Origin of the sequence: Streptomyces sp. NPDC127119 (assembly GCF_042677425.1) — a bacterium.
Taxonomy (GTDB): Bacteria; Actinomycetota; Actinomycetes; order Streptomycetales; family Streptomycetaceae; genus Streptomyces.
In genome coordinates this window covers 1-24,733 of record NZ_JBHXTO010000025.1, presented here as the reverse complement: position 1 = coordinate 24,733, position 24,733 = coordinate 1, and the positions used below count along the sequence as shown (strand labels likewise).

The following is a 24,733-nucleotide window of genomic DNA, read 5'->3' as shown; positions in this document are numbered from 1 at the left end:
GCGCTTGACTTCTGGTGCGCACCAGTTGCAATCTACTGGTGCGCACCAGACGGACGGTGTGAGTGCCTACGGCTTCGCTGCGGGCCACCCGTCAACGCACAGGAGCGGCGTCCCCACCGCCAAGTAAGTACGCCGCTCCCACCCTCAGAGAGGTAGTTCCATAATGCGTCAGATCCCCGTCGACACTTCCAACGCCACCGTGATGGTCGCCAAGGCTCCGCAGACGAAGCTGAAGGACCGCCGGACCGGTGAGATCGCCATGGACGCCGAGACCGGCGCGAAGCTGCTGACCGTGGACGTGATGTTCGCGGCGAACAACGAGGTGGAGATCCTTTCTCTGACCGTTCCCGAGTCGGGCGTCTCCGAGGAGCTGGTCATGGGCACCCCGGTCGCGCTGACCGGTCTGATCGCCCGGCCGTGGGAGAACGAGTTCAACGGCCAGAAGCGCCACGGCATCGCCTTCCGCGTGGTCGCGGTCACCTCGCTGGCTGTCGCGGGCCCGGCTTCGCAGGCGGCCTGATCATGACTGCCTTCCTGATCGTCCTGATGCTGGTCGTCGCCACTGCGGGTCTCCTGCGGTGGCGACGCCCCGCCTGGTACTGGCTCGTCTTCGGCGTCACGTTCGCCGTCCTGCGGGTCCTGGTCCGCTACGTCTCGGTGATGGACGCCTGCGGGCTGACGGTGCCGCCCTCCCGGTGGCGCCTGGCCCTGGCCCGGATCACCAACCGACCGGTGCCCGAGTCTCGTGTCCCGCGCATCCTGCGGGTCCGGCCCACCCGTACGGGCCTGGTACTGCGCCTCAAGCTTCGCCCGGGTCAGGACGCCTTCGACGTCTCGGCCGCGTCGGACCGGCTCCGCCACTCCTTCGGCATGTACGGCGTGACCTCCCGTGAACTGCGCTCCGGCGTGGTGGAGGTACGCATGACCGGCTACGACGTGCTCAAGCGAGTACAGATGCCGGCCGTCGCCGATCCCCGGCCGATGCGGGTGCCGGTCGCGTTACGTGAGGACGGCTCGGTCCACTACCGCGACTACCGGGCCGTGCCGCACGGGCTAACGCTCGGCGCCACCGAGTCGGGGAAGTCCGTGTATCAGCGCAACCTTGTTGCCGGACTCGCCGCGCAGGACGTCGCCTTGGTCGGCATCGACTGCAAGCAGGGCGTCGAACTCTTCCCGCTGGCCCGGCGTTTCTCCGCGCTCGCCGACAACCCGGATACCGCCCTCGAACTTCTCGAAGCACTCGTGACGCACATGGAGGACGTCTACCAACTCATCCGCGCTCAGCAACGCATCAGCGTCAACGTTCCGGACGCACAGATCGCCGCAGACATCTGGGACCTGCCCGCCGACATGCGCCCGGTCCCGGTCGTCGTCCTGGTTGACGAAGTCGCCGAACTCGCCCTGTTCGCTACCAAGGATCAGGAGAAGCGCCGGGATCGCATCGTCACCGCTCTGGTCCGGCTCGCCCAGCTCGGCCGTGCCTCCGGGATCTATCTGGAGATCTGCGGGCAGCGCTTCGGTTCCGAACTCGGCAAGGGCATCACCATGCTCCGTGCCCAGCTCACCGGCCGCACCGCGCACCGCGTCAACGACGAATCCTCCGCGAACATGGCCTTCGGCGACATCGCCCCGGATGCCGTCCTCGCCGCCATCCAGATCCCCACCGAAACCCCCGGCATCGCCGTCACCGGCGACTCCTCCGGCGGCTGGGCCCGCATCCGCGCCCCGCACACCTCGCTGCGCCAAGCCGTGAACATCTGCAACAAGCACGCCGACCGGACCCCGGACCTGCCCGCCCTGGAGCCCTTCCGGCCCGTGGTCGCTCCGCTGCCCTCGGCCCGAGTGCCGCTGTCCAAGACGGCCTCCGCCACCGCTTGATCCTCTCTGCACTCCCGGTCGGCGCGACCGTCCCTCGCGCCAGGTCCCTACCCCCTCCATGCCTCATTGCCGGAAGGAGCCGTGATGGCCCGCCCCGCCCTCCGAGTCGACGCCGTACTCGTCCAAGCCGTCATTGCCGGGGCACTCTCCTTCGCCCACCTGCACGACCTGGCCGCCGCTGCCGGACAGAGCGGCTGGAAAGCCTGGGCCTACCCGATCAGCGTTGACCTGCTCCTGGTCGCCGCCTGGCGACGACTGCGCTCCGACGGGCCATCCCGGCTGGCCTGGTGCTGGTTCGTCATCGCCTTGGTCGCCTCGCTCGGCGCCAACATCGCCACCGCCGGGCTCCTCGACCTGGACCGGGTCCCGGCCTGGCTGAGCATCCTCGTCGCGGCCTGGCCCGCCCTGGCCTTCATGGGCGGCACGCTCCTGGCCCACTCCGCCAACGACCACCCGGCGGCGCCCGAAGCGCCGGCCACTGCACCGGAGTCCGAGACCTGCCCCGAACCAGTCGCCTCGCCTGAGCCGGGATCCGTGCCAGCCGCGGTGCCCGAGTCCGAGGAAATTCCCGCGCTCTCGGCCGCTGGTCCGGTCCCAGCTCCGGAACCTGCCCCGGCTCTGCCCGTCACCGCGGCCCCGCCGGTTCCGGCCGCGTTGGTCGACCACGCCCGGAAAGTCGCCGCCGACCACCACGCCCGCACCGGCACCCGGATCGACCTCGACACCCTGCGCGCACGCCTCGGCGTTCCACCCCAGCTCGCCCACGCCATCGCCGCCCAACTCGCCTGATCAGAAGGGAGCGCCACCGACATGCCTGCTCGCGACCACTTCCACTCCGTGATGCGGATCGGGCCCGTGCAGATCGGCACCCACCGCGACCGCAATGGCCAGACCAAACACGCCGCTGTGTGCACGAACGACCGGTGCGGCTGGTCCGCCGACTACGGCAGCGCAACCGCCGCCCAGCTCGCCGCCCGTACCCACCGCTGCACCGCTCGATAGGAGCCCGCCCCGTGGACGTCCCGCTCTGGCTCGCCCTTGCCGCCGTCGGCTACCTCGGCGTCAAGCTCATCCGCCCGCCGTTCTGGCTGGTCCTGGTGCTGCTCCTCGGCGGCTACCTCATCGCGGACAGCCTCCTCGCCCCGGTCATCGACACCGCCGTCAAGTAACCCGCCCCGAAGGGAGATCCGCTGATGTTCCGCCCGAAGATCCCAGCCATGCCGCAGCCCACCGGCTTCATCACCCCGCCCGTCGTCATCGAGCCGACGGCCATCATCCAGCACACCCCGCCAGCCCCCGCGCCCGTACCTGTTGCTCCGACTCAGCCGACTGTTCAGCTCACCCCTGGCGTCGTCGTCGCCCTCGTCGGAAGCGGCACGGCCGTCGTCCTGGTCGTCGGCGCCGTACTCGTCTCGATGCTCCTGGCGGTCGCCATCACTGGTGCGTCCGTCGCCATCTGCGCCTTGGTCATCCGCTCGCTCATCACGAGCGAGGCGAAGCACCGCTGACCTACTCCCGGGCGGCCTCAACCGCCAAGTCTCCGCCGCCCGGGAGCCGTGCCCCTCTCCGATCTCGCAACCGGAAGGAACCCCCAGCATGCCCCCGCACAGCCACCCGCAGGCTCACATCTGCTCGAACTGCAACGGTCATGCTTCCGTCGCCATCACCCTCGGCGGACGTGACCGGCACGGCCACCTGCGGATCATCACCGCCAACTGCCCGGCCTGCCACGGCACCGGTACCTGCCGCCGCTCGACCGCAGGGGAGGGCGCCCGTGCCTGACGTCCTCCTCAACCCGATCACCCTCGGCGACCTGCTGAGGGTGGCTTCGGCCGACGACTTCGACCGCTGGCAGGAGCAGATTCGCCGTACCGGCGGCTGCGCCGACCCGATCCACCTCACCGGCTGGACCCTCGCCAAGGACAAGACGACCGGCGAGAGCTTGCACCGCTACTCCACCGAGAACGAGCCCGGCGGACGTCTGCGCGTCGCCTGCGGAAACCGCCGCGCCTCCCGCTGCCCCTCCTGCGCCTGGACGTACGCCGGAGACACCTACCACCTCATCCGCGCGGGCCTGGCCGGGGACGACCGCCGAGACATCCCCGCCACCGTTCGCGACCACCCCCGCGTCTTCGCCACCCTCACCGCTCCGTCCTTCGGACCGGTCCACAACCGTCCCGACCGGGGCACCTGCCGCTGCGGCACCCGCCACCCGTCGGACGCCCCCGTGCTCGGCACGGCACTCGATCCGAAGACGTACGACTACGCGGGCGCCGTCCTGTTCAACAACTACGCCGGACAGCTGTGGCAGCGCTTCACCAACCGACTGCGCCGCGAGATCGCTGTCCGCGCCGGCCTCACCCAACGCGAGCTCAAGGAGGTCGCTCGGCTCTCGTACGGAAAGGTCGCCGAGTTCCAGAAGCGCGGCGCCCTGCACTTCCACGCCGTAATCCGCATCGATGGTCCGGACGGGCCCGACACCCCGCCCCCGTTCTGGGCATCGGCTGACCTGCTCTCAAATGCCATCAAGTCCGCCGCCGCGCACTCGTACACCTCTGTCTCTGTGCCTGCCATCGAGGACGAGCCCGCCCGCACCTTCCAGTGGGGCACTCAGCTCGACGTGCGGCCCGTGAAGGCGTTCGGCGACGGCTCCGACATCACGGAACAAGCCGTGGCCTCGTACGTTGCCAAGTACGCCACCAAGGCCGCCGAGAACACCGGCTCCATCGATCGCCGCATCGGCGAACTCTCCGAACTCGACCGCCACGGCGTTCCCGACCACACCCGCAGCCTGATCGAAGCGTGCAAGCGACTCGACCCGCTGTATCCGGACCGGCGGCTCTGGGCCTGGGCTCACATGCTCGGCTTCCGCGGCCACTTCTCCTCCAAGTCCCGCCGCTACTCGACCACCCTCGGGGAGCTCCGGCAGGCCCGCGCCGACTTCCGCGCCGCCCAGGAACGCCAATCCCTCGGCTTGGACGACATCGAGCCGGACACCGTCCTCGTCCTGGCCGACTGGCAGTACGCCGGGCACGGCCACACCCCCGGCGAATCCGCACTCGCCGCCACCATCGCCCGGGACCTGCAACTCAACCGTGAAACCGCCCGTGAGGCGCTACGCACGCTCGCCGTAGAGGAGGGGTGGTGACCATGGTCTCGGAGCTGCCGAACCGCTTCCTCACTCCTGACGACCTGGTGGAGATGTTCGAGCTGCCCAGCATCGAGACGGTCTACCAGTGGCGGCGCAAGCGGACCGGGCCTCGTGGCTTCCGGGTCGGCCGGCACCTGCGCTTCGACCCGACCGACGTACGGGCTTGGGTCGACTCGCAACTCGGGGAGGCGGCCTGATGGCTGGGCACATCCAAGACCGCTGGTTCCGAGTCGAGATCGGCTCGGACGGCAAGACACGCAAGGTTCAGACGGAACGCCACGGCATGGGTCTGCGGTACCGGGCCCGCTACATAGGCCCGGACGGCACCGAGAAGTCCAAGAGCTTCCCCGACAAACAGAAGCGCTTGGCCGACACCTGGCTGACCAACATCGAAGCGGACATGGCTCGCGGGCAGTACATCGACCCGAAGGCGGGCCGCGTCACCTTCCGCGAGTACACGGAACGCTGGCTCGGCGCCCTCACGACCGATCTCACTAGCCGCGCGGCCGTGGAGGGACGGCTACGGCTTCACGCACTGCCGTACCTCGGTACTCGCCCCATCGGGTCGTTCCAGCCGGAGCACATCCGCGACTGGAACCGCCAGCTCGAAGACGCCGTGACGTCCGCGCAGTACCGACGTCTCATCTTCGACGCGGTCTCTTCCGTGCTGAACGCGGCCGTGGATGACCGTCTCCTGGCCTCGAATCCCTGCCGGGCGCGATCGGTCAAGGCGCCCCGTCCTGTGCCGACACGAGTGCATCCGTGGTCCGCTGAGCAGATATTCGGTGTTCGGGCTGGTCTCCCAGACCGCTACCAAGCCATGGTCGACCCCGGCGCCGGATGCGGGCTGCGTCAAGGGGAGATCTTCGGTCTGGCCGACGACAACATCGGAGATCTCGGCTGGCTGTACGTGCGTCAGCAGGTGAAGAAGGTCCGTGGCACGCTCGTTTTCGCCCCGCCCAAGCGCGGCAAGGTCCGGGACGTTCCGCTCGATCCCGAGGTATCGGCCGGACTGCAGGAGCACATGAAACGCTTCCCGCCCGTGGAGGTGACCTTGCCCTGGCTGACTCCCACCGGCCCCAAGGTCACGCGTCGGCTCGTCTTCACGAGCGGCAGCGGTGCGGCCATCTGGAGCCAAGCCTTCAATGACCAGTCCTGGAAGCCCGCTTTGGCATCAGCCGGCATCATCCCCGTCCCCGAGAAGGGGCAGCGGTACGCAGCGGCACGCGAACACGGCATGCACGCTCTACGGCACTTCTACGCTTCGGTGCTCTTGGACGCTGGGGAGAACATCAAAGCGCTGAGCCTCTACCTCGGTCACAGCGACCCGGGATTCACGCTTCGCGTCTACACGCACCTCATGCCGTCCAGCGAGACGCGGACCCGGAAAGCCATCTCCGCGATGTACCGGGCCGCCGGTCACGCTCATGACGGCCCAGGGACGGCCCAAGCCGCCTGACACGACCCCTTATCGGCAGGAAACCTGCTGGTGAGGGGCTGTTTCATGCCCTCCTGCGGCAAGTAACACCCCATCTTGCCGTACCGCCACCCCTCGGGGGAAACGCGTATGGCGGAGGCCGCTGAGCTGGGACACCGCGGTCGGCCTTGAGCAGTCGGCGCAACAATGAGTTTATGTCCGGTGACTCACTGTTGACTTGTCAAGGTGCGACTTCTCGTTCCGGGGGCCGTTTTCGCGGCGCTCACGAAGCTGGAACCCGAGCGCCCTGGTACCGGGCGCCCCAGTTCAACTCCTCCCCGGCCTTCAGTCCTGCGTGGGTGTCTTCTTCTTGCGGATGAAGAGGATCGTGGCGCCGCCGATCAGGACCAGGCCGATGGCGATTCCGGCTATCACCGGGGTCGCGCTCGACGTGCCGGTCTCGGCGAGGTCCGTGGTCGTGGCGGCCGTGCCGCCCACCGTGGCGGGGCTCGGCTCGTTCAGTGTCCGGACGGTCTCCTCGGCTGCGGCGCCGCTCTGCGTCTTGCAGTCGAGGACGCCCTGGAACCGCTTCTCGTAGCCGCCGGGCCCCTCGACCGTGAAGTCGTACGCCTGGTCCTCCTGCAGCGGAACCGTCACGGTCTGTGACGCGCCCGCCTCGACGGTGTGCTCGGTGCCCAGCAGCTCGAAGGTGAACGGCTCGTCGCCCTCGTTCACCGCCGTGACGTCGAGGCCGCCCTCCGCGCAGTTCTTCTCGGCCGACAGCGCGGGTATCGCCCCGGCGCCGGCCCAGTTCGCGGTCGCCGCCGCGGAGACCGTCGACTCGCTGGAGCCGGCCAGGATCTGGGTCTGGCTCCTCGTCTCGGAGGCGAAGGCCCGCCCGACCGGCACGGTGGTCGAGGCCTGCACCGTCAGCGCGGCCGAACCGTCCGGGGCGTCCTCGGCCACGTCGAAGAACAGCTCGCTGCCGTCGGTCGCGGACGTGATCTCCTTGCCGTCCCGGCCGACGACCTTCACTCCGCTCGTGGCGTCGGCGAGCGGCGTCACCGTCACCCCGGCCGCGTTGGTGCGCACGGTGACCGGGCCGAGCAGTTCGCCCGGGCGACCGGATACCGCAGGCGGATCCAGTTCCAGGGACGGGGCGGGCTCCGCCAGGTCACGTGCGCTGCGCTGCAGATAGTCGGCGAGCTTCTCCGCCTGCGGGTCCACGGCGTCCACGTCGGCGCCGTCCGAGTACCGCCAGATCGCCACCTGCGTGCCGACCGCCGCGTCCTGCTGCGTGAGACCCTTCGCGCCCGCCTTCTCGGCCAGCGCGGCGAGGTCGTTGACCTGCGGGTAGGAGTTCTGCAGGATCCAGCGGATCCGGCCCGCGTCGGGGTTCCCGTTCAGCGACGTGCCGCTCCAGGGGGTCTCCTGGTACTTGGCGTCCTTCTGCGTCGGGCTGTAGATGTCGACGCAGTAGGTCTGCAGCGTGCCGCCGTTGTCCACGGACATCTCGAAGAGCCCGGCGGAGACCTGCTTGTCCCCGCCCTCCTCGTGGATGACCGCGGGCCCGGACGTCTTCAGGCCGCCTATCGTGGCCGTCGCACCGCCCTGACTCAGAGGGACTTCGTCCGCGACGGCCGCACCGGCCGCGGTCACGGCGCTCACGGCGACGAGGCCGGACACGAGCATTACCGCGGCCAGGCGGGCGGCAGCGGCACCTCGCCCGTGCACGGACGGCGCAGAGAACGAAGAAAGCACAGAATTCCCTTTCGAGCGGGACCCGTTGAACTGGAGGGTTACGGTCCCACCAGCGGAATCAGCAGCCCCGAGAGCTATGCCCGGCATCCTAAGGACGGGGCGCAGCTCCCTCCCCGGTCATGTCATCCGATCAGTGATCCGAATCGGAATCGTTATCGCCAGGGCCGATTGAGGGCCTCGCTTATCGACAAATCCACTGGGACCGTTCGCAACACATTCGCCGATAAGCCGCACTTCGGTCAGGCCGAGATTTCAACACGCAGAGTCACCGCGGTCAGTCACTGCAGTCAGTCACCGCAGTCGGTCACCACGTCAGTCATCCCGCCAACGCCGGTTCCTGCCGCCGCAGACCTTTCCGCCCGGTCGGCTCGGCCCCGTCGGCCGACTCGGCCGCATCAGTCGGCTCGACCCCATCGGTCTGCTCGGCCGGATCAGCCCGATCGGCCGGCTCCGTCTCCCAGTTCGGCTCCGGTCGGGCCGCCCCGCCCGACGACTGGCCGGGCACCTGCTCCGGCGCCTGGTCTCCCCTGAGCGATCGCCGGAACGCCGCGGTACCGCGCGCCAGATCGTGCCCGATCGCCGAGGCCTCGATGTCCGCGCCCGTCCACGACTGCCCGTCGCGCTGCTCGGAGCGGACCTTCAGCCTGCCTCGCACCATCAGCGGCTCCCCGAGCGACACGGACGCCTGCACGTTCGCCGCCAGCGCCCGGTTGGCCCACACCGTGAAGAAGTTGGTGTGCCCGTCCCGCCACGCGCTCTTCTCCCGGTCCCAGAACCGCTGCGTGACCGCCAGCCGGAACCTCGCCGACGGACCTGCCGCCGTCTCCCGGAACACCGGCTGTGTCGCCACGTTCCCCACCACGCACACCATCGTCTCGTTCATCGCGGAAGCCCTCCCTGCCCACGCGCACGGGCTCGTCCCGTACGGCTGCGTCCGTCCGTCCCGGCGGACGCGACCCGGTGCTCATGCGTCGACCTCCCCATGAGCGCCTCATCACCGCGCCATGACCGCCTCGCGATCACGTCACGATCACGTCGTGTCCGCCGAGACCTCAGACTGCCTCGGTCCGTCCGAACCCGCTGAGCCCTGTGGGCCGTCCCCCGGTTGTGGACAACTCCGCCACCCGAACGAGAGTCTCCGCCCGCACCCTCTCGCCTCCCTCCCCCTCTCGCTTCCCTCCCCCTCCCCCCCTCTCACCTCACCCCGCCGACACGGTGACCCCCGAGACCCGCAGAAACTGCTCCCGCACCTCCCGGTACCGCAGCAACTCCGCCGCCACCGGATCGAGAACCCGGGCCCGGCCGCATCCCGACGCCGCCTCCCGCAATTTCCGTTCCGCCTCGGACCCGTACCGCCGCGCGGGCCCGTTCGCCGCGAGTCTGCAGGCCCACTCGACGCCCGGGCCGCCCACGATGCCGATGACCATCAGCAGCACGGGCACCCCGAGGTTCGGCGACATGAAGCCGATGACCTGGGCCAACAGCCACAGCCCACCGACGACCTGAAGGACGGTCATGGCCGCCTGCGCGAGTACGGCGGCCGGCCACCAGCCCGGCCGCGGCGGCCTGCCGACCGGTGTCCCGGCCCGTACCGCCAGTTCGTCCAGGGCCTCGCACAGCCCCTGCGACCCCCGTACGGCCGCCTCACGGACCGCCTGTGCCCAGGGCGCGGGCAGTCCGTCGGTCGCCTGCTCGGCCACCGTGCGCACCGCCTGCTCGACGCGCTGGCGCGCCGTGGCCTCCTCGTCGTCGTACGACCGTACGGACAGCCGTCCCGTCGCGGGCTCGCGCCGGTCCTCGTACCAGCGCCAAAGGCGCAGCCAGGGCGTGCCGCACGCGCGGTTGGCGTTGCGGCGCCAGGCGCGCTCGGCGGCCTCGCCCGCCGCCGTGGCGCCGACCGCGTCGGCGAGCCGATCGGCGAACTCGTCGCGTGCCTCCTCGCTGAGCCCCGCCTGCCGCCGGTTGGCGTAGACGGGCCACAGGTGCACCGCGGCCGCGTCCACGTCGGCGGAGATCCGGCGGGCCGCGGCGCCCCGTTCGGCCACGAAGTGCCCGAGCACCTCGCGCAGTTCCCCGATGCCGTCCCCGGTGAGCGCGGACAGGGCGAGGACGGTCGCGCCCGGCTCGCCGTACTCGCCGAGCGCGATCCCGTCCTCGTCGAGCAGCCGCCGCAGGTCGTCGAGGACCTGGTCGGCGGCGTCCCCGGGCAGCCGGTCGACCTGATTGAGGACCACGAAGGTGACTTCCGCGTGGCCCGCCATCGGCCGCAGATAACGCTCATGGAGTACCGCGTCGGCGTACTTCTCCGGGTCGACGACCCAGATGACGGCGTCCACGAGCCCGAGGATCCGGTCCACGTGCTCCCGGTGCTGGACGGCCGCCGAGTCGTGGTCGGGCAGGTCCACCAGGACGAGCCCGCGCAACTGCGCCTCGGCCTCGGCGCTCTGCAGCGGCCGGCGGCGCAACCGCCCCGGGATGCCGAGCCGGTCGATGAGCCCGGCCGCGCCGTCGCTCCAGCTGCACGCGATGGGGGCGGCGGTGGTCGGCCTGCGTACCCCGGTCTCCGAGATGGCCACTCCGGCGAGCGCGTTGAAGAGCTGCGACTTGCCGCTCCCGGTGGCTCCCGCGATGGCGACCACGGTGTGCTGCCCCGAGAGCCTGCGCCGCGCCGCGGCCTCGTCCAGGACCTGCCCCGCCTCGGCGAGGGTCCGGCTGTCCAGCCGCGTCCTGGAGAGCCCCACCAGTTCGCGCAGCGCGTCGAGACGGGACCGCAACGGCCCGTCGTACGCGAGGGGGGCCACCACGGGCGGCCTGTTGTCCACGACGGTCTCCTGTACGGGCCTGGCGTGTCCCTCGGCCGTGGCGGACACGCGCCGCGCGATCAGCCCGTCGTCCCAGCCGCCCAGCGCGTCCGCGGAGCCCGCGACGTCCGCGCCTCCGGAGCCGGAGCCGGTGTCGGAACGGGAACCCGCCCCGGAGCCCACCCCCGTAGTCTCCCGAGCGTCCCGTGCGTCCCGAGCGTCCCGCCCGGAATCACCCCTCTCTTTGTGCCCGGCTTCCCTGCCGGACCTCTCCTTGCGCACGATTTCCCCGCCGGGGCCCTTCTTGCGGGCGTCGTCGTCCCCCGGCTGGTCGGCGTGATCCGTGTGGTCCGTGACGGCGGTCACCGCGGTCACCTCTCCTTCTGCAGTACCGACAGCGCGGCGATGAGTTCGGCCTGGGGTTCGGGGTGTACGTCGAGTGCGTCGAGCGGGGCGAGCCGCCGCTCCCGTTCGTCGTGCAGCGCCTTGTCGAGGTAGTCGGTGAGCAGCCGGCCGCCCTTGTCACGCAGCCGCAGCGCCCCGTGCGCGCCGATCCGCTCGGCGAGCCCCTCGCCCGCGGAACGCGCCCGCCGGCCGCCCAGGAGCGCGGTGGCGACCAGCGCGGCCACCGCCTCGGGATCCGGCGCGACGCTCTTCTCCAGGGCACGTACCTCGTCCTCGGCGTACTCCTCCAGGACGCGGCGCCAGCGCCGGGCCGCCATTCCGATACGGTGCTCGGCGCTCTCCAGCGTGGGATCGCGGTCCGTCAGCCCCGGGGCGCCCGCGGCGGGTTCGCGCCGCCACGCCTCGTCGATGCGCTCGTCGGCCGCGGTGACGGCGCACAGCAGGAGTGCGGCCAGGCTCTCGACGAGCGCGTCCAGCAGTTCACCGGCGCTGGAGTCCAGCGGGTAGCTGCGCCACCGTTTGAGCGCGCCCCCGGCGAGGACCGCCCCGGCCTGCAGCCAGCCCCGCAGACGGGTGTACTCGCTGTCGTACGCCCCGTCGACGGCCGCGGTGAGCCGCAGCGCGGCGGCGTACTGGGCCGCGGCGGCGGAGGCCAGTTCGGGCATCCGTGACTTGAGCGAGTCGAGCGCCCCGTACGCGGTACGTGCCATGGTCCGGTGCCGGGCGCCCGGGTCCTGGGCCTGCTGGGCCAGCCAGGCGCGCAGGGGCGCCACGGCGGTGGCCGGAAGCAGTCCCCCGCCCCAGGCCGACTCGGGCAGCTCGGGCACCGTGAAACGGGGCACGTCGCCCAGCCCCGCCTTGGCGAGGAGCGCGCCGAACTGCCGCGAGACCTCGGACACCACCTGGTGGGGCACCCGGTCGAGCACGGTGACGAGGGTGGCGTCATGGTCCTTCGCGGTACGCAGCAGATGCCACGGCACCGCGTCGGCGTACCGTGCCGCCGTGGTGACCATCACCCAGATGTCCGCCGCGCACATGAGCTCGGCGGCGAGCACCCGGTTGCTGGCCACCAGGGAGTCGATGTCGGGCGCGTCGAGGAGCGCGAGCCCCCGGGGAAGGGTGTCGGCGGTCTCGATGCGCAGGACGCGCATGTCCTCCTCGCCGGGCAGCAGCGGATCGTCGTCGATGTCCTGTTGGGGCATCCACACGCGCGTGAGGTCGGGCAGTACGCGCATCCCGCTGAACCAGTGATGGTCCTCGGGGTGGCACACGAGCACCGGAGTACGCGTCGTGGGCCGGAGCACCCCGGCCTCGCTGACCCGCCGTCCCACAAGGGAGTTGACCAGCGTCGACTTGCCCGCCCCGGTCGATCCTCCGATCACGGCGAGCAGGGGTGCTTCGGGTTCTCTCAACCGGGGCACGAGATAGTCGTCGAGTTGCGCGAGCAGTTCGTCGCGGTTCGCACGCGCGCGTGGAGCCCCCGCCAGGGGCAGCGGGAAGCGTGCGGCGGCGACACGGTCGCGCAGGGCGGAGAGTGCGTCGAGCAGCTGGGGCCGTACGTCCAAGGTCACCACATGCGAAGAATGCCCAATTTTGCAGGCTTTCTAAAGCATATGGGCATGTCTGCGCGCCGATTGGACACACGGGGCCTAAGGGACGACTGGGGCGCAGGCATAACGAGTGCACAACACCCGGGGCGTGAGGCGCCAAAAGCGATGCACGATTCGTACCTGCCTGCGATTATCAGGACCGCTTCACTGAACCTCCACATCGAGCCACGGAGGGGAAGCGCGAGGCGCAGGGACCCAGGAGCTCTATCCTTGTCCCCGGCAAGGTCACAGCCCGCCCATACCCGGGCACCAGCACCACAGGCCACCACACCCGGCCCCCGTAGCTCAGTGGATAGAGCAGGCGCCTTCTAAGCGCTTGGCCGCAGGTTCGAGTCCTGCCGGGGGCGCACCGCTACACACTGCGTTCTCGCAGGCCAGGTAGCCCGTATCGGGCGACACGCCAGGATCCCGGCACGGCCCCGGACGCGCTCACCGCCGCACGACCGCTCAGGTACCCCGGCGGGCTCGCTCGACGATCTCGTCCTCCGTGAGCGGCACATCGTGGTGACTGAGGCAGATCGGCACCTCGATCTTGCTGAATCCGGTCCCCTCGCCTGCGGCGTTGAACTGGCCGGCCTTGAGACCGGCGAGGTTGTCGAGGACCGCGTTCCGCGCCTGAGCCATGGTCCTGGCCGCCTCGATGTGGGCGGGCCCTGTGAGTCGGCCGATGAACTGGTTCACGGTGTTGCCCAGCGCCTGGTTGTGGATCCCCCTGGGGAGCTGTGAGGCGAGGACCATCCCGAGACCGTACTTGCGTATCTGGCGGATGAGTTCGACCGTGCTGTCCCTGCTCGGATTCGACGCACCGGAGGGCACGAAGTTCTGCGCCTCGTCCATCACCAGCAGCCCGCCCAGGGCACGGTCGCCGACCGGATGTGCCCTGAACCAGGAGAACAGGGTCGCCTGGAGGCGGCTGACGAATTGGGCCGGTCCGTCGCCGGACAGGCCGGTGAAGCTGATCACCGAGATACGGGCGGCCTTTCCCGTCGACGGGATCAGGAGCATGCCGGGATCGGCGGGTGCGCCGGACTCCCCGAACAGCGGGTCGGTCTCCATCGCGGCTTCCAGCGTGTCCGCCATCTGAACCGCGAAGCGACCGGTCCTGCTGTTCACGATGTCGCCCGGGGGCTCGGCGAGCAGTTCGACGAAGCCGGCCAGGGTCTTGCCGCCGTCGCGCGCGTACCGTTCGAGGGCACGTTTGAGGACCCCCAGCTGCTGGGTCGCGCGCGCACTGCTGCCGCGTACACCGGCATGTGGGGCGAGTGAGGTCACGGTCGACCTGACCAGGCGGGGGAAGTCGTCCTCGTCGTCGAGGACGGGACCGAAGTCGGGAAGCGGGTGGAAGGAGATCGGACGTCCTCGGTTCAGACCCGGTGTCCACACCACCACTTCGACATCCGCGAAATAGCGTCGGGCCTCGCGCTCGTGGTCGTCCGTCCACCCCTTCGGCGGGCGCGACCAGGGGTCGCCGAGCCGTGCGAGGTCGTCGTTCGGATCCAGCACGATCACCGAGACGCCGCGCAGGGCGCACTGCTCCACAAGCCGCTTGATCAGGACGGTCTTGCCCGATCCCGCCGCGCCCACCACCGCGGTGTGCATCCGGAGCCCTTCCATGGGCACCGCGAACGAACGGCCGCCCCGGACGGTGGTTCCGACGACGATTTCGGTACGGGCGGGCTCGGCGTCCTGCGGTGTGCCCGCCGCATCCGCCGCCACCCTGGAGCCGGCTTCCGTGGTCGCGATGCCGAGATGCTGCCGCAGGTCGCCCAGCACCGGCGCGAAGACCTCGATGCGGGAAGCGGGGTGCTCCTGTCGCAGCCATGCGTCCAGGCCCGACGTACGGTCGTCGAGCATGGCCCGGAGGGCGGCCAGGGTCCGGAGGTCGGCGGCGCCGATCGGTAACGACACCCCGCCCCGCGCCTCGAAGTCGTCCTTGATGTCCTTGGTTTTGGGGCCGCTCGGGTACGGCGTGTTCCGCAGCAGGATCAGCCGGCGGCTCGCCAGTTCGGCCGTCAGGCCGGCCTCGACGGCCGCGTTGCGGATCCGGTTCTGGGCGGCGATGGCGTTGTTGGCGGCGATCGCCCGGAAGGACCAGTGGAATTCGTTCTCGCTGGCCTCGTCCATGACATAGCGCAACCGGGCGTGCAACGCCGCCTTGCGGCCGAAGTCGGTCTCGATGGAGAACCGCGTCTCGTCGGCACCCAGTTCCCTGAGCAGACTCCGCAGCCCCGCGTCCAGCAGAGCGGGCATCCGCCCGTCCTCGGTCGCGTGTTCGAGCGGCCCGAGGTCGTCCGCGTCGGCACGGAGCTTGTCGAAGGTCTCCGTCAGGGTGCTCAGGTTGACGGCCCTCGCCGGTGCGGGCGGTGCGGCTGCCGTGGGCTCCGCGCCCGCCAGGGACGTCAGTTCGGCCGCCGTGCGGGTCTGCAGACACGCCTCGATGTGCTTCTGGACCCGGATGAGCAGCCGCCGTGCGGTGTAGCGGTGCGGGGCTTCGGTCAGCGCCTCCGGGGTGACCGGCCAGGTGGCATACCTCGGAGTGAACCCCAGCGACTCGTAGGAGGGCCGGAAGCGGCTGCTGACGATGGCGGCGGCGGTGGCCTCGTCGGGGATCGCGCCGAGCGTCGGCAGAACCTCGAACCGGTCCAGGGCGGACCGGACCGCCTCCCGGGAGATCTGCTCCCAGGTGTCCTCGTGGCACGCCACGACCAGCAGGGTCCGGCGGGCTTCCTCCCGCAGTTCCATCAGGCCGGTGGCGATCTCACCGCTCAGCCGCTTCGCGGCCCGGCCCTCGCCGGAGGCGGGCGACGTCAGCGACGACGTCTCCGCGGCGGACACCAGGGGGTCGAGCTGGTCGAAGGCGAACACCAGCGGTCCGACCAGGGCGAACAGTCGCGTCAGATCGCGGAGGACGAGTTGGGCCGGTCGCCCGCCCGGCGACATCCCCCAGGCGGCGCGCTTGTCCCCGTCGTCGTCGTTGAGCGCGAAGTAGGCCCTGCCGATCTCCACAGGATCGCCGTCGGAGGCCAGGAGCGCCAGCGCGCGGGCCGTGTCCGCGGCCTCGTTGCCCACCTGTCGGTCGATGGTCCGGATCCCCCGGACGAACGCGTCGACATGGGCGCGCGTCACCTCGCCCTGGCCAATGACGGCGGTACGGGTGTCCGTGTCGAGGCGAGCCCGGCGCGAAAGCTCGTCGAGCAGGCGAGTCAGTTGTTCCTGGCCACCCTCGTCCTTCCGATAGAGACTGTCGACGAGACTGCCGGTGGTGCTCTCCCAGAAGTTCCGGCCGGAGACGAGCCTGATGTAGAAGAAGGAGCCGCCGCGCTCCCGGATCTCGTGGCGGGTCCAGCCGAGCAGATGCGTCTTGCCGGAGCCGGTCTCGCCACGCACCACGGTCGCCACCGGCGAGTGGGCGCGTTCGACGGCGCCCATCGCCCTCCCCAGCCGCCGGAACACCTCGGGATGAAGGCCGTCGACGTGGTAGGAGGTCACCGGTGTCCAGATCTCCTCCTGGGTCAGCGCGGTGCTGATGTACAGCGTTTCCAGGGCGGCGAGTTCCCCGTTCACGCCGGTCCGATCCGCAGCAGGTGGCGGGGTTCGCCGCCGATGTCGACGGCGGCTCTGCGGTCCTCGTCGCTGAGCGTGCGCCGGTTGAACTCGCCCATCAGCTGTACGTCGTCCTGCTCGATCATCCGGTCGAGTTCGGCGTCGACGGCCCCTCGCGGCAAGCTCTCAAGCCATGGGCGCAGCGCCGACAGTCTGACCCAGCTGCCCGGTTTCCGGCGGCCGGTGAGTTCCGTGTAGACCGCGCGGATCCAGTCCTCGACGTCGGGCTGGAAGAACTCGCCGAACTTGGTGCCGGAGCGGGCCAGGTACTGTCCGACGTTGCCCAGCACCGCGTAGAGCACCCCGGCCGGAAACTTCGCTCCGTCCGGGCGTCCGACCACCAGGGCGGACTCGCACCAGGTCCGGCCCGCAGGCGTGAGCTGGTGCGTGTTGACCGCACCGCGCTTCCTGGTCACGATCCGCTCGGCATCCTGGTTCACCCGCCGTCGCACCACCGCGGTGATCTCCAGGCCGGCGAGTTCGCGCAGTTCACGGTTGGTCACCGGCCGTGCGACCACCATCAGGGCGAACAGCGATGCATGATCCCGTACAGTCAACTCCGTCGGCACAGTACCCCTCCTCGATGAGCCGGAATCCGGTCAGATGTCGAACCCCCGCCTGGGCACCAGTTCCACCCGGCCGGTCATGCTGGACAACTCGCCCATGACGGTGATCACCTGCCGTTCCCGATGCGCGGTGATCGCACGGTCGTACGAGGCCTGGTCCGGGAGCCGCACCCAGACGGCCCTCCGCACCAGTTCGGTGTGCTCGGTGCGCAGCTCACCGCGGACCTTGATCCGCCACCGGTCGTTGCCGGAGGAGTCGTCATACAGCCCCTCGACCACGCCGGAGACCGTCGCGGCACCGGTGGCGTTGAGACCGCTGAGCCGCTGGGACGCGGCGTACAGAAGCGATCCCGAGGTCTCCGGGAACGCGACGACGTGTGACGGCACATCGAGTGGCTGCGAGCGCGCCCACCGGAAGCCGATCTCGAAGGGCTCTCTCCGGTCGTGGCCGGAGAGCTCACTGAGCGCCTTGCACAGATCCGCGGAGACGCCGGCCGTGACGGTCTCGTCGAAGGCCGCGGGCGCGTCCGCCGCCACGGCTGCCTGGGCCGCGCTCACCGCTTCGAGCATCTGGACCAGCACGCCCCGACCGGTGACCTGCTCCCCGCTCGGGGTTCGGGCCGTCGCGTCCGCGGCCACCCGGATCTCGATGACGTAGCTCCCGGCGCGGGAGGGGCCGAGTTCGGCTGCGCGCAGAAGGTCGCCCACCACGCCCGGTTGCCGGCCGGCGAAGGCGAAGTGCGGACCCTGCACGACGGTGCGCGCCGCCGCCGCCAGGGCGTTGCGGACGCCCAGCACCGTCTGCGCACCCATGAGCAGCGAGGTGTAGCCGGGGTCGTGGCCGGTGGGGAACGTGCGGAAGGACTGCTTGTCCAACTGCGGTCGTGCGATCTCCAGGGCGATGTCGCCCGCCGGCCGGTCCTCCAGCGCGCACAGACAGCGCAGGATCTCCCGTAATCGGCGGTCGCTGTCGCCCATCCCGTCGCGAGCGGGTACCAGCACCTCGTAGTCGCCCGGGTGTTGCCACACACTCGCTCCGCGCCAGCCTTGTGGATCCCGCTCCCAGCCCGTGTCCGCCAGATAGCTGGCGATGTCGTCGACCTTCAGCGGAATCGTCATCGCTTCCCCTACCAGTCGGACTGCGTCTCGGTGAGCCGGCGCAGTGAGGCGGCGGTGAGCACGTTCGCTGTCGGGACTCTGACCGGACGCCTTCGGTCACGGTCGGGGTCCTTGATCGGCTCCTCGGCGCGGAGCGAGACGAAGTAGCCGAGGTGACGGAGCATCACACCGTCGGTGCTCATGGCCGCGTACGCCTGGTTGTCGGCGGGGACGCAGATGACGAACAGGAACCGCGGCACGGTGAAGTCGGGACCGGCGAGCTTGTTGAACTGCCGTTCGTTGAGCCCGCGGAAGTTCAGGTGGCCGGACGACACGGACGGCTTCGACCATGTCTTGATCTGGGCCTCGACAGTGGGTGACATCGTCCGTCCGTAGCGGCCGGTGGCGCGGAACCCGAGATCGACCCCGTCCACGTCCAGATCGCCTTCCACGACGAGCAGCCCTGCCGCAGAGGCCAGCACACGGACGTAGTCTTCGCCGAACTTGCCCTGATGCTGCTTCGCATCGAGCACGAAAGCCCCCCAATGTCCCCCGGCTGTGGCACACGGTAGTCGGAATATTACGGGACGCGCCGACGGCTGTCAGGGCCCCGTGACGGACCTTCCGACAGGCCTGCGAATCGATGGCCGGCATGCGGCTGTTCATCCCTGCTGCGATGGAGGGCCCCGCGCCCCCACTCCCCGCCCACCCCGTCGGCCCCGCTCACAGCCCGCACTAATCTGTCCGCCATGAACGCTCCGGGGGACATGATCGACGGTCGGTTCGAGCTGGTCGCGCGGCTCGGCAGTGGCGGAATGGGCACGGTGTGGCGCGCGCGGGACAGCATGCTGCACCGGGATGTCGCGCTGAAGGCCGTACGGCACGACGCGGCGGCCTCCGAGGCCGTCCGCGCGCGGGTGCTGCGGGAGGCGCGGGCGCTGGCCCGGGTCAGCCACCCGAACGTGGTGATGATCCATCACATCGTGAACGACGACCCGCACCCCTGGCTCGTGATGGAACTGGTCGAGGGCGTCTCGCTCCAGGAACGGCTCGCCGAGGGCCCGTTGTCGCCCACGGAGGCCGCCCGGCTGGGCCGCCAGGTGCTCGGTGCCCTGCGCGCCGCCGACGCGGCCGGGGTCCAGCACCGGGACGTCAAACCCGCCAACATCCTGCTGCGCGCCGACGGCTCCGCGGTCCTCACCGACTTCGGCATCGCGGCGCTCCAGGGCTCCACCGCCCTGACGGCGACCGGCGAACTCATCGGCTCACCCGAGTACATCGCCCCCGAGCGGATCCGCGGCAACGACGACGACCCGGCGTCCGACCTGTGGTCCCTGGGGCTCGTCCTGTACGTGTGCGTCGAGGGCGTCAGTCCGCTGCGCCGCGGGACGACCCTGGCCACCCTGGCCGCCGTGCTCGACGAGGCCCTGCCCCCGCCGGTGCGCTCCGGCCCGCTGGCACCCGTGCTCCAGGCCCTGCTCGTACGGGATCCGGCGGGCCGCCCCGACGCGGTACGGCTGGACGCGATGCTGGCGCAGGCCGAGTCGGGTACGACGCCGGACTGGGCCCTGCCGACGACGACCGCTCCGCTGCCGCCCGGCCCCACAGGGACCCCGGCCCCCGCCCCGGGCGCCCCGTCCGCGCAGGCTGGCCCCGGCGGCCCGCCGCACTCCGGAGCAGCCGCCGGGGCACCGGGCCCACCTGCCCCCGCACCGGGTGAGGAGCCGACGCGCGTCGGGGCCGACCGGCCGTCCGGGCGCGGAGGGCGTGCGTCGCTCGTCGCCACCGTCGCCGTCGTCGTGGTCGCCCTCGCGACGGCCACGACCGCTCTCGTACTCACCCTGGGCGACCGGGGCGGCGGCGACGGCAAGGAGGACGGCGCCAAGGGCGTCGGCAACCCCGCCACCACGTCGTCCTCGTCGAACTCCACGCCCTCGCCGTCCTCGAAGCCGTCCTCGAAGCGGTCGTCGACCCCGACACCCACGCCGAAGCCCTCGGCCGAGCAGTCCTCCCCCGCCTCCGGAGGCCGGTGGATCGCCCAGCTCTTCTCCGAACCGGTCGGTTCCGGCACCGCCGCCCGGGACCGGCGGCTCGACGCCGTGCGGAAGTCCGTCCCCGAGGCCGTCTACCTCCGCAGCGACGACTACGCGTCCCTTCGCCCGGGCTACTGGGTCGTCTACGCGCCGGGCCCCTTCACCGACGGCCGCGACGCGCTGGCCTTCTGCCAGGAACGCGGACGGACCTCGCCGACCACCTGCGTCGGCCGGTACGTGAGCACGAGCGCGGACGACTACAAGCTCCAGTGCCGCCCCCCGGCCGCCGACCCGACGGGCTTCTGCACCCGCCCATGAACGACACACGCCTGTGAACGGCACACGCCCGTGTACGGCACGCGCGCGTAGACCCCGCCAAACCGACCAGCTCATATGATCTATGACCCGGTATGACACATCTTGGTGAATGATGTCAGCTTGGGTGCCGTTACCCGCTGTGAGTCCTCGCGTTGAAGGGTCAGTGCGGTCGCGTTCATGCTTCCGCGCTCACCGATTCGAAGGAGAAACGTGATGTCTCGCATCGCGAAGGCAGCGGTCGTCGCTCTCGGCACGGGTGCCGTTGTGCTCAGTGGTGCCGGTCTGGCCATGGCGGACGCGGACGCCGCGGGCTCGGCCGTCGGCTCGCCCGGCGTGGCGTCGGGCAACGTCGTCCAGGTTCCGGTCCACGTCCCGGTCAACCTCTGCGGCAACACCGTGAACGTCATCGCCCTGCTGAACCCGGCGTTCGGCAACCAGTGCGCCAACATCTCCGACACCCACGAGGGTTACGGCCGCTGAACCGCCGCACCACCGACGCGAAGGCCCCCGGCGGTATCCACCGCCGGGGGCTTCCCCGTATCCCAGGTGCCTCAAGTACCCCGCGCGACCCACGCACTCCGCGTGACCCGCGCACCCCGGGCGCCTCACCGCCCGCGCGAGCGCCTCACACGTACCGGTAGATCCGGCTGTGGTCCTCCAGCTGGTCCGGCGTCACGCCCCACGGCGGCATCTCCTCGTGCCGCGCGACGATCCGCCCGTACGCCCGCTCCCCGAGCTCCGGCGGCGACTCGGGCAGATACCGCGCGCCCTGGTGCCGCTTCTGCCAGCGCGTCCAGAGCAGGTCCACGAAGGAGTGGTGCAGCCAGAAGACGGGGTCGTTGACGGAGCCGCCGCCCAGCATGTGCCCGCCGATCCAGCGGTGGACGCGGTTGTGGTTGCGCCAGGCGTCGTTGCCGCGCCCGGTCCCCCACCCCTCCAGCTTGTTGCGGAAACCGCGGCCGGAGGTGGAGTCCCAGGGGGCCGTGTCGTACACGGGATCGTCGAGGGCCGTGGCGAGTTCGCCCGCGGTGGGCAGGGCCAGCGGATCGCGGGGCCTGCCGAAGTCGCGCGTGAGGTAGTCGCCGTCGGTCATCGACTCCTTGACGACCCACTTCTTGTGCCGGCGCGCGAACGGACCGGTCGTCACCTGGTGGTCGGACCGGCGTCCGTTGCCGCCGAGGAGGTCCTCCCCCCACAGCGAGGCGGCGGGGGTGCGGTCCTTCGTCCAGTCCCAGTACGGCACGGACACCCCGGAGTCCACCTTGCGCAGCGCCCGCTCCAGGTCCAGCAGGAACCGCCGGTGCCAGGGCAGGAAGGAGGGAGCCATATGGGCCGCGCGCAGCCCGTCCTCGCCGTCCGCCACATAGTGGTCGATGTGCATACGGACGAATTCGTCGTACTCGCCGGTGCGTTTGATCTCCAGGAACGCGCCGACGAGCCTGCTCTTCTCCGTACGCGTCAACGCGTTCACGTTCTTACGCGTGTACGCCATGCCCGTGCCCCTCCCCCGGTTCCGCGTCCATGCCGGCCGCGCGCAACCGCAGCGTGCCGCCCAGTTCGTCCACGACGGCGCGGGCGGCGGCCAGCGGTGTCGGGTACGCCTGGTAGTGGTCGACCATCGTCAGATAGCCGCCGTCGGCCCGCCGCATGAGGTGCAGCGGCCGGTCGTCCACCGTGACCCGCCAGGCCCCGGCGGGAGCCGTACGCGCGTCGCCGGCCGGACGTACGCCGTCCGCCGTCCCGTCCTTGCAGCCGCGGATGCGGCATCCGCCGTACATCTCGTCGAACCCGGCCGCGAACCGCGCCTCGAAGTCGGCCAGTTCGCGCGACGGCCCACCGGCGGGGCCGTCCGGCGCGGCCGGCTCCTCGCGCGTCGGTCCCGATGCCGCGACGAACGGAGCCACTGCTGCCGCCACGGCCGCGGCGAGCACCCCTCTCAGGACGTCACGCCGCGTGCCGTTCCCCACTCTCAACCGCATTCCCCGCCCCCTTGGATACGTCCTGTCCCTGCTGTCGTTGCCTACAGGCCCGGAGCGAGGCCCAGGGTCGCGCCCGGTGCCGCCTGCAGGACCGGGGTCAGCACGGCCACCTGGGGCAGCTTCGCGGCCGGCAGGCCGAGCATGTCCGCGCGCGGCGCGGTCAGCGGGGCGTCCAGCGAGGCGCCGGGCGTCAGGGCGCGCATCCCGGAGGTGGGCGTGCTGGCCGCGAGGTGGTCGAAGGTGTCGCCCAGCACGCGCGGCAGCGGCGTACGCAGGTCGAGCGAGGGCAGGTCGCTGGTGACCGGCAGTTGCGGGAGGGCCCGCTCCGGCAGCAGCCGGCCCTCGACGTACCGCGGCCCGTCGGGGCTGCCCGGCGTGATCAGCGGCACGGTGCCGCTGATGCTGGGCATCTCCATGTTCAGGGAGTGCTCCACACCTTCCAGGGGCACGGCGACCGGAACCCCGTCGGCCGCGACGGCGGGCGTCGCGACGGCGGCCGCCACACAGGTGACGACGGCGGCAAGAGTTCCTCGGGTGGTCGACTTCATCTCAGGCACGGGCCTTTCGGGATTCGGGAGGGTGCGTCCGAAACGGGTAACGACCCGGCACACGGGATCCGGTCAAAATTCCCCCGGTCGGTGCAATCTTCAGCTCGTCCATAAGTCCCACCGCGGCGGCGGCGCGAGCCTCCCGAGGCCCCGGGGTGCCCCGGCGGCCCCGGGTCGCGTGACCGGGCGCGGTGCGCGGGGTCAGGCGCGCAGGCTGCGGGCCGGTACGAGGGCGTGCGCCGCGCTCTTCAGGGTCTCCTCGTCGCCGGCGAAGGCGGCCAGCGCCTCGGGCTCGACGGGCTTGCCCGGCTCGGCCTCGGGCCACGGGCGGGTGGTGAACAGGAAGTAGGCGTAGCCGCGTTCGCCGACCGCGGCGAGCCACTCCGGCGGCACGGGGCACTGGGCGTTGAGCTGGGTCATGCTGACGACGGCCTGGCCCGACTCGACGAGGAGGCGGACCGGGAAGCTCGGCTGCCGGGTGGCGTCGACGACCTGGTCGCCGACGGGCAGTCCGTTGGCCGTCAGCAGCTGCTCGACGGCCGCCGCGGAGCCCTCGGGGCCGTTCGCGCCGTCACCGAGGGAGTAGGCCAGGAGATAGGGCATGTCGCCGTCGGGCTGTTCACCGCTCCACGCCATGACGACGAGGGTGCCGAGGTCCGCGGCGGGGAAAGGGCGCGTTTCACTGGAGATTGAGGTCACCGCGGAACCGTATCGACGTGTCGGAATGCCTCCGCCCCCTTTCTCACCCGCCCGGGGGATTTCCTTGAAGGTCTCCACACGAACGAGGGACGGCGTCGAACGGACCGGAAGAGAGAAACAGCCCGGACACCGGAAAGGAACAGCCGGAACGCGGCGAATGGGCGGGGCGGCGGGACGGGGCGGCGGGGCTCCTCCCGGGGGACGAGGCCCGACGCGAAGGGCCGGTCCCGCGCTGATGCGCAACCGGCCCCGCGTCACTTCCGGCCCCGTACGGACCCCTGTCGGTTCCGTACGGCCCCGCGTCACTTCTGGAGGGGAAGACCGCCCAGGAGCGCCGTGGGCCCGCCCGCCGAGTTCAGGGCGTCCGTCACGTCGTTGAGGGTGCTGAGCGCGGAGTCCTGGTTCTCCGTGTCGAGGGCCCTCGACTGCGACTGCAGCGGCATGGCGTCCACCGGCTGGGTGGTGAGCTGGGTGAGAGCCGAGTTGAGGCCGCCGTTGAGGCTCGTGGGCGGCGTGAGGTCGGCGGCAAAGGCGGGCGCGGCGACACCAGCGATGGCCATGGACCCGGCAACGACAGCGGCGGCCTTCAGGGACTTCATCGTGTTCCTTTCATCGGTGACTCGCGTCACCAGAGGGAATTCTCACTGTTCAGGCACCGTGCATGCCTGCTCTCGCACTGCTTCCTGCCCAACGACCCCTCGTCCGGGCGGAAACCCCGAACGCTGAAAATTCCTGGAACCCACCCGATTGAAGGCTGTGTTTCATCACCAAATGGGATCCCTCATATGAGAACCCTGAAAGATTGTGCAAACAGAGGGTGGAACAGCCGTGGGGGGGGGGCCCGGGGCGGGGGGGCCCGCCCGCCC

General features: G+C 70.8%; 25 protein-coding genes and 1 tRNA gene. 13 read left to right on the top strand and 13 right to left on the bottom strand.

The window, feature by feature from the left end:
* Positions 1-163: 163 nt before the first annotated feature.
* The 10 genes from ACFVH5_RS14390 (at position 164) to ACFVH5_RS14345 (ending at position 6,488) form a co-directional block, all read left to right on the top strand.
* A complete protein-coding gene (locus ACFVH5_RS14390; protein WP_385833923.1) occupies positions 164-520 on the top strand; it encodes a hypothetical protein in 357 nt (118 codons plus the stop codon).
* Between the two features lie 2 nt (positions 521-522).
* Positions 523-1,878, top strand: a complete 1,356-nt coding sequence (locus tag ACFVH5_RS14385) for an FtsK/SpoIIIE domain-containing protein (protein ID WP_385833922.1) — start codon at positions 523-525, stop codon at positions 1,876-1,878.
* Positions 1,879-1,962: 84 nt separating this feature from the next.
* Positions 1,963-2,667: a DUF2637 domain-containing protein gene (locus ACFVH5_RS14380; protein ID WP_385833921.1), complete on the top strand. Its 705-nt coding sequence runs from the start codon at positions 1,963-1,965 to the stop codon at positions 2,665-2,667.
* A 21-nt stretch (positions 2,668-2,688) separates the two neighbouring features.
* Positions 2,689-2,880 (top strand): mobile element transfer protein, encoded by a 192-nt coding sequence (locus ACFVH5_RS14375; protein WP_189779709.1) that lies wholly within the window; start codon positions 2,689-2,691, stop codon positions 2,878-2,880.
* A gap of 11 nt (positions 2,881-2,891) precedes the next feature.
* The gene (locus tag ACFVH5_RS14370) at positions 2,892-3,047 is read left to right on the top strand and encodes a hypothetical protein (protein WP_189838082.1); all 156 of its coding nucleotides are present in this window, start codon (positions 2,892-2,894) and stop codon (positions 3,045-3,047) included.
* A 24-nt stretch (positions 3,048-3,071) separates the two neighbouring features.
* Entirely contained in the window at positions 3,072-3,386 is a 315-nt protein-coding gene (locus ACFVH5_RS14365; RefSeq protein WP_385833920.1) for a SpdD-like protein, read from the top strand.
* A gap of 88 nt (positions 3,387-3,474) precedes the next feature.
* On the top strand, positions 3,475-3,660 hold the full coding sequence (locus ACFVH5_RS14360) for a hypothetical protein (protein ID WP_385833918.1): 186 nt from the start codon (positions 3,475-3,477) through the stop codon (positions 3,658-3,660).
* Positions 3,653-5,026 carry a replication initiator protein RepSA gene (gene repSA / locus ACFVH5_RS14355; protein WP_385833917.1) on the top strand — a complete coding sequence of 458 codons (1,374 nt, stop codon included), beginning with the start codon at positions 3,653-3,655 and terminating at the stop codon, positions 5,024-5,026. The genes ACFVH5_RS14360 and repSA overlap by 8 nt, the downstream gene beginning before the upstream one ends.
* A 2-nt stretch (positions 5,027-5,028) precedes the next feature.
* Positions 5,029-5,226 carry a helix-turn-helix domain-containing protein gene (locus ACFVH5_RS14350; protein WP_356544348.1) on the top strand — a complete coding sequence of 66 codons (198 nt, stop codon included), beginning with the start codon at positions 5,029-5,031 and terminating at the stop codon, positions 5,224-5,226.
* A complete protein-coding gene (locus ACFVH5_RS14345; RefSeq protein ID WP_385833915.1) occupies positions 5,226-6,488 on the top strand; it encodes a tyrosine-type recombinase/integrase in 1,263 nt (420 codons plus the stop codon). Before ACFVH5_RS14350 ends, ACFVH5_RS14345 begins: the two co-directional genes overlap by 1 nt.
* A 303-nt stretch (positions 6,489-6,791) precedes the next feature.
* Here ACFVH5_RS14345 and ACFVH5_RS14340 read toward each other — a convergent pair whose 3' ends face one another.
* The 4 genes from ACFVH5_RS14340 to ACFVH5_RS14325 form a co-directional block, all read right to left on the bottom strand.
* Complete coding sequence (locus ACFVH5_RS14340) at positions 6,792-8,207, bottom strand: TQXA domain-containing protein (protein ID WP_385833914.1); 1,416 nt, start codon at positions 8,205-8,207, stop codon at positions 6,792-6,794.
* Between the two features lie 316 nt (positions 8,208-8,523).
* Positions 8,524-9,090 (bottom strand): single-stranded DNA-binding protein, encoded by a 567-nt coding sequence (locus ACFVH5_RS14335; RefSeq protein WP_385833913.1) that lies wholly within the window; start codon positions 9,088-9,090, stop codon positions 8,524-8,526.
* A 316-nt stretch (positions 9,091-9,406) separates the two neighbouring features.
* Positions 9,407-11,374: a GTPase gene (locus ACFVH5_RS14330; protein WP_385833911.1), complete on the bottom strand. Its 1,968-nt coding sequence runs from the start codon at positions 11,372-11,374 to the stop codon at positions 9,407-9,409.
* A 5-nt stretch (positions 11,375-11,379) separates the two neighbouring features.
* On the bottom strand, positions 11,380-12,987 hold the full coding sequence (locus tag ACFVH5_RS14325; protein WP_385833909.1) for a dynamin family protein: 1,608 nt from the start codon (positions 12,985-12,987) through the stop codon (positions 11,380-11,382).
* A gap of 310 nt (positions 12,988-13,297) precedes the next feature.
* On the opposite strand from ACFVH5_RS14325, the gene ACFVH5_RS14320 reads away from it, so the two are divergent.
* A tRNA-Arg gene (locus ACFVH5_RS14320) sits at positions 13,298-13,370 on the top strand.
* Positions 13,371-13,470: 100 nt separating this feature from the next.
* Here ACFVH5_RS14320 and ACFVH5_RS14315 read toward each other — a convergent pair.
* From ACFVH5_RS14315 to ACFVH5_RS14300, 4 genes are read right to left on the bottom strand one after another with little or no spacing between them, the layout of a single operon-like run.
* Positions 13,471-16,587 carry an ATP-binding protein gene (locus ACFVH5_RS14315; protein ID WP_385833908.1) on the bottom strand — a complete coding sequence of 1,039 codons (3,117 nt, stop codon included), beginning with the start codon at positions 16,585-16,587 and terminating at the stop codon, positions 13,471-13,473.
* Entirely contained in the window at positions 16,584-17,183 is a 600-nt protein-coding gene (locus ACFVH5_RS14310; protein WP_385833906.1) for a hypothetical protein, read from the bottom strand. The genes ACFVH5_RS14315 and ACFVH5_RS14310 overlap by 4 nt, the downstream gene beginning before the upstream one ends.
* A 42-nt stretch (positions 17,184-17,225) precedes the next feature.
* Complete coding sequence (locus ACFVH5_RS14305) at positions 17,226-18,311, bottom strand: hypothetical protein (protein ID WP_385833904.1); 1,086 nt, start codon at positions 18,309-18,311, stop codon at positions 17,226-17,228.
* An 8-nt stretch (positions 18,312-18,319) separates the two neighbouring features.
* Positions 18,320-18,823: a DUF4365 domain-containing protein gene (locus ACFVH5_RS14300; protein WP_384802387.1), complete on the bottom strand. Its 504-nt coding sequence runs from the start codon at positions 18,821-18,823 to the stop codon at positions 18,320-18,322.
* A gap of 216 nt (positions 18,824-19,039) precedes the next feature.
* Here ACFVH5_RS14300 and ACFVH5_RS14295 point away from each other — a divergent pair, with 216 nt between their 5' ends.
* Together ACFVH5_RS14295 and ACFVH5_RS14290 are read left to right on the top strand one after the other, a co-directional pair.
* Positions 19,040-20,641 (top strand): serine/threonine-protein kinase, encoded by a 1,602-nt coding sequence (locus ACFVH5_RS14295; RefSeq protein WP_385833903.1) that lies wholly within the window; start codon positions 19,040-19,042, stop codon positions 20,639-20,641.
* Between the two features lie 213 nt (positions 20,642-20,854).
* On the top strand, positions 20,855-21,121 hold the full coding sequence (locus ACFVH5_RS14290) for a chaplin (RefSeq protein ID WP_384802381.1): 267 nt from the start codon (positions 20,855-20,857) through the stop codon (positions 21,119-21,121).
* A gap of 145 nt (positions 21,122-21,266) precedes the next feature.
* On the opposite strand, the gene ACFVH5_RS14285 is transcribed toward ACFVH5_RS14290, so the two are convergent.
* The 5 genes from ACFVH5_RS14285 to ACFVH5_RS14265 all read right to left on the bottom strand — a co-directional run bounded on the left by ACFVH5_RS14285 (position 21,267) and on the right by ACFVH5_RS14265 (position 24,466).
* Positions 21,267-22,133, bottom strand: coding sequence for a tyrosinase family protein (locus ACFVH5_RS14285; protein WP_385833902.1), 867 nt, complete (start codon positions 22,131-22,133; stop codon positions 21,267-21,269).
* The gene (locus ACFVH5_RS14280) at positions 22,117-22,620 is read right to left on the bottom strand and encodes a tyrosinase family oxidase copper chaperone (protein WP_385833900.1); all 504 of its coding nucleotides are present in this window, start codon (positions 22,618-22,620) and stop codon (positions 22,117-22,119) included. The genes ACFVH5_RS14285 and ACFVH5_RS14280 overlap by 17 nt, the downstream gene beginning before the upstream one ends.
* A 41-nt stretch (positions 22,621-22,661) precedes the next feature.
* Positions 22,662-23,168 carry a hypothetical protein gene (locus tag ACFVH5_RS14275; RefSeq protein ID WP_384802372.1) on the bottom strand — a complete coding sequence of 169 codons (507 nt, stop codon included), beginning with the start codon at positions 23,166-23,168 and terminating at the stop codon, positions 22,662-22,664.
* 201 nt (positions 23,169-23,369) lie between these two features.
* Positions 23,370-23,867: a DUF5949 family protein gene (locus tag ACFVH5_RS14270; protein WP_385833898.1), complete on the bottom strand. Its 498-nt coding sequence runs from the start codon at positions 23,865-23,867 to the stop codon at positions 23,370-23,372.
* A gap of 302 nt (positions 23,868-24,169) precedes the next feature.
* Positions 24,170-24,466, bottom strand: a complete 297-nt coding sequence (locus ACFVH5_RS14265) for a hypothetical protein (RefSeq protein WP_384802366.1) — start codon at positions 24,464-24,466, stop codon at positions 24,170-24,172.
* Between the last annotated feature and the right edge of the window lie 267 nt (positions 24,467-24,733).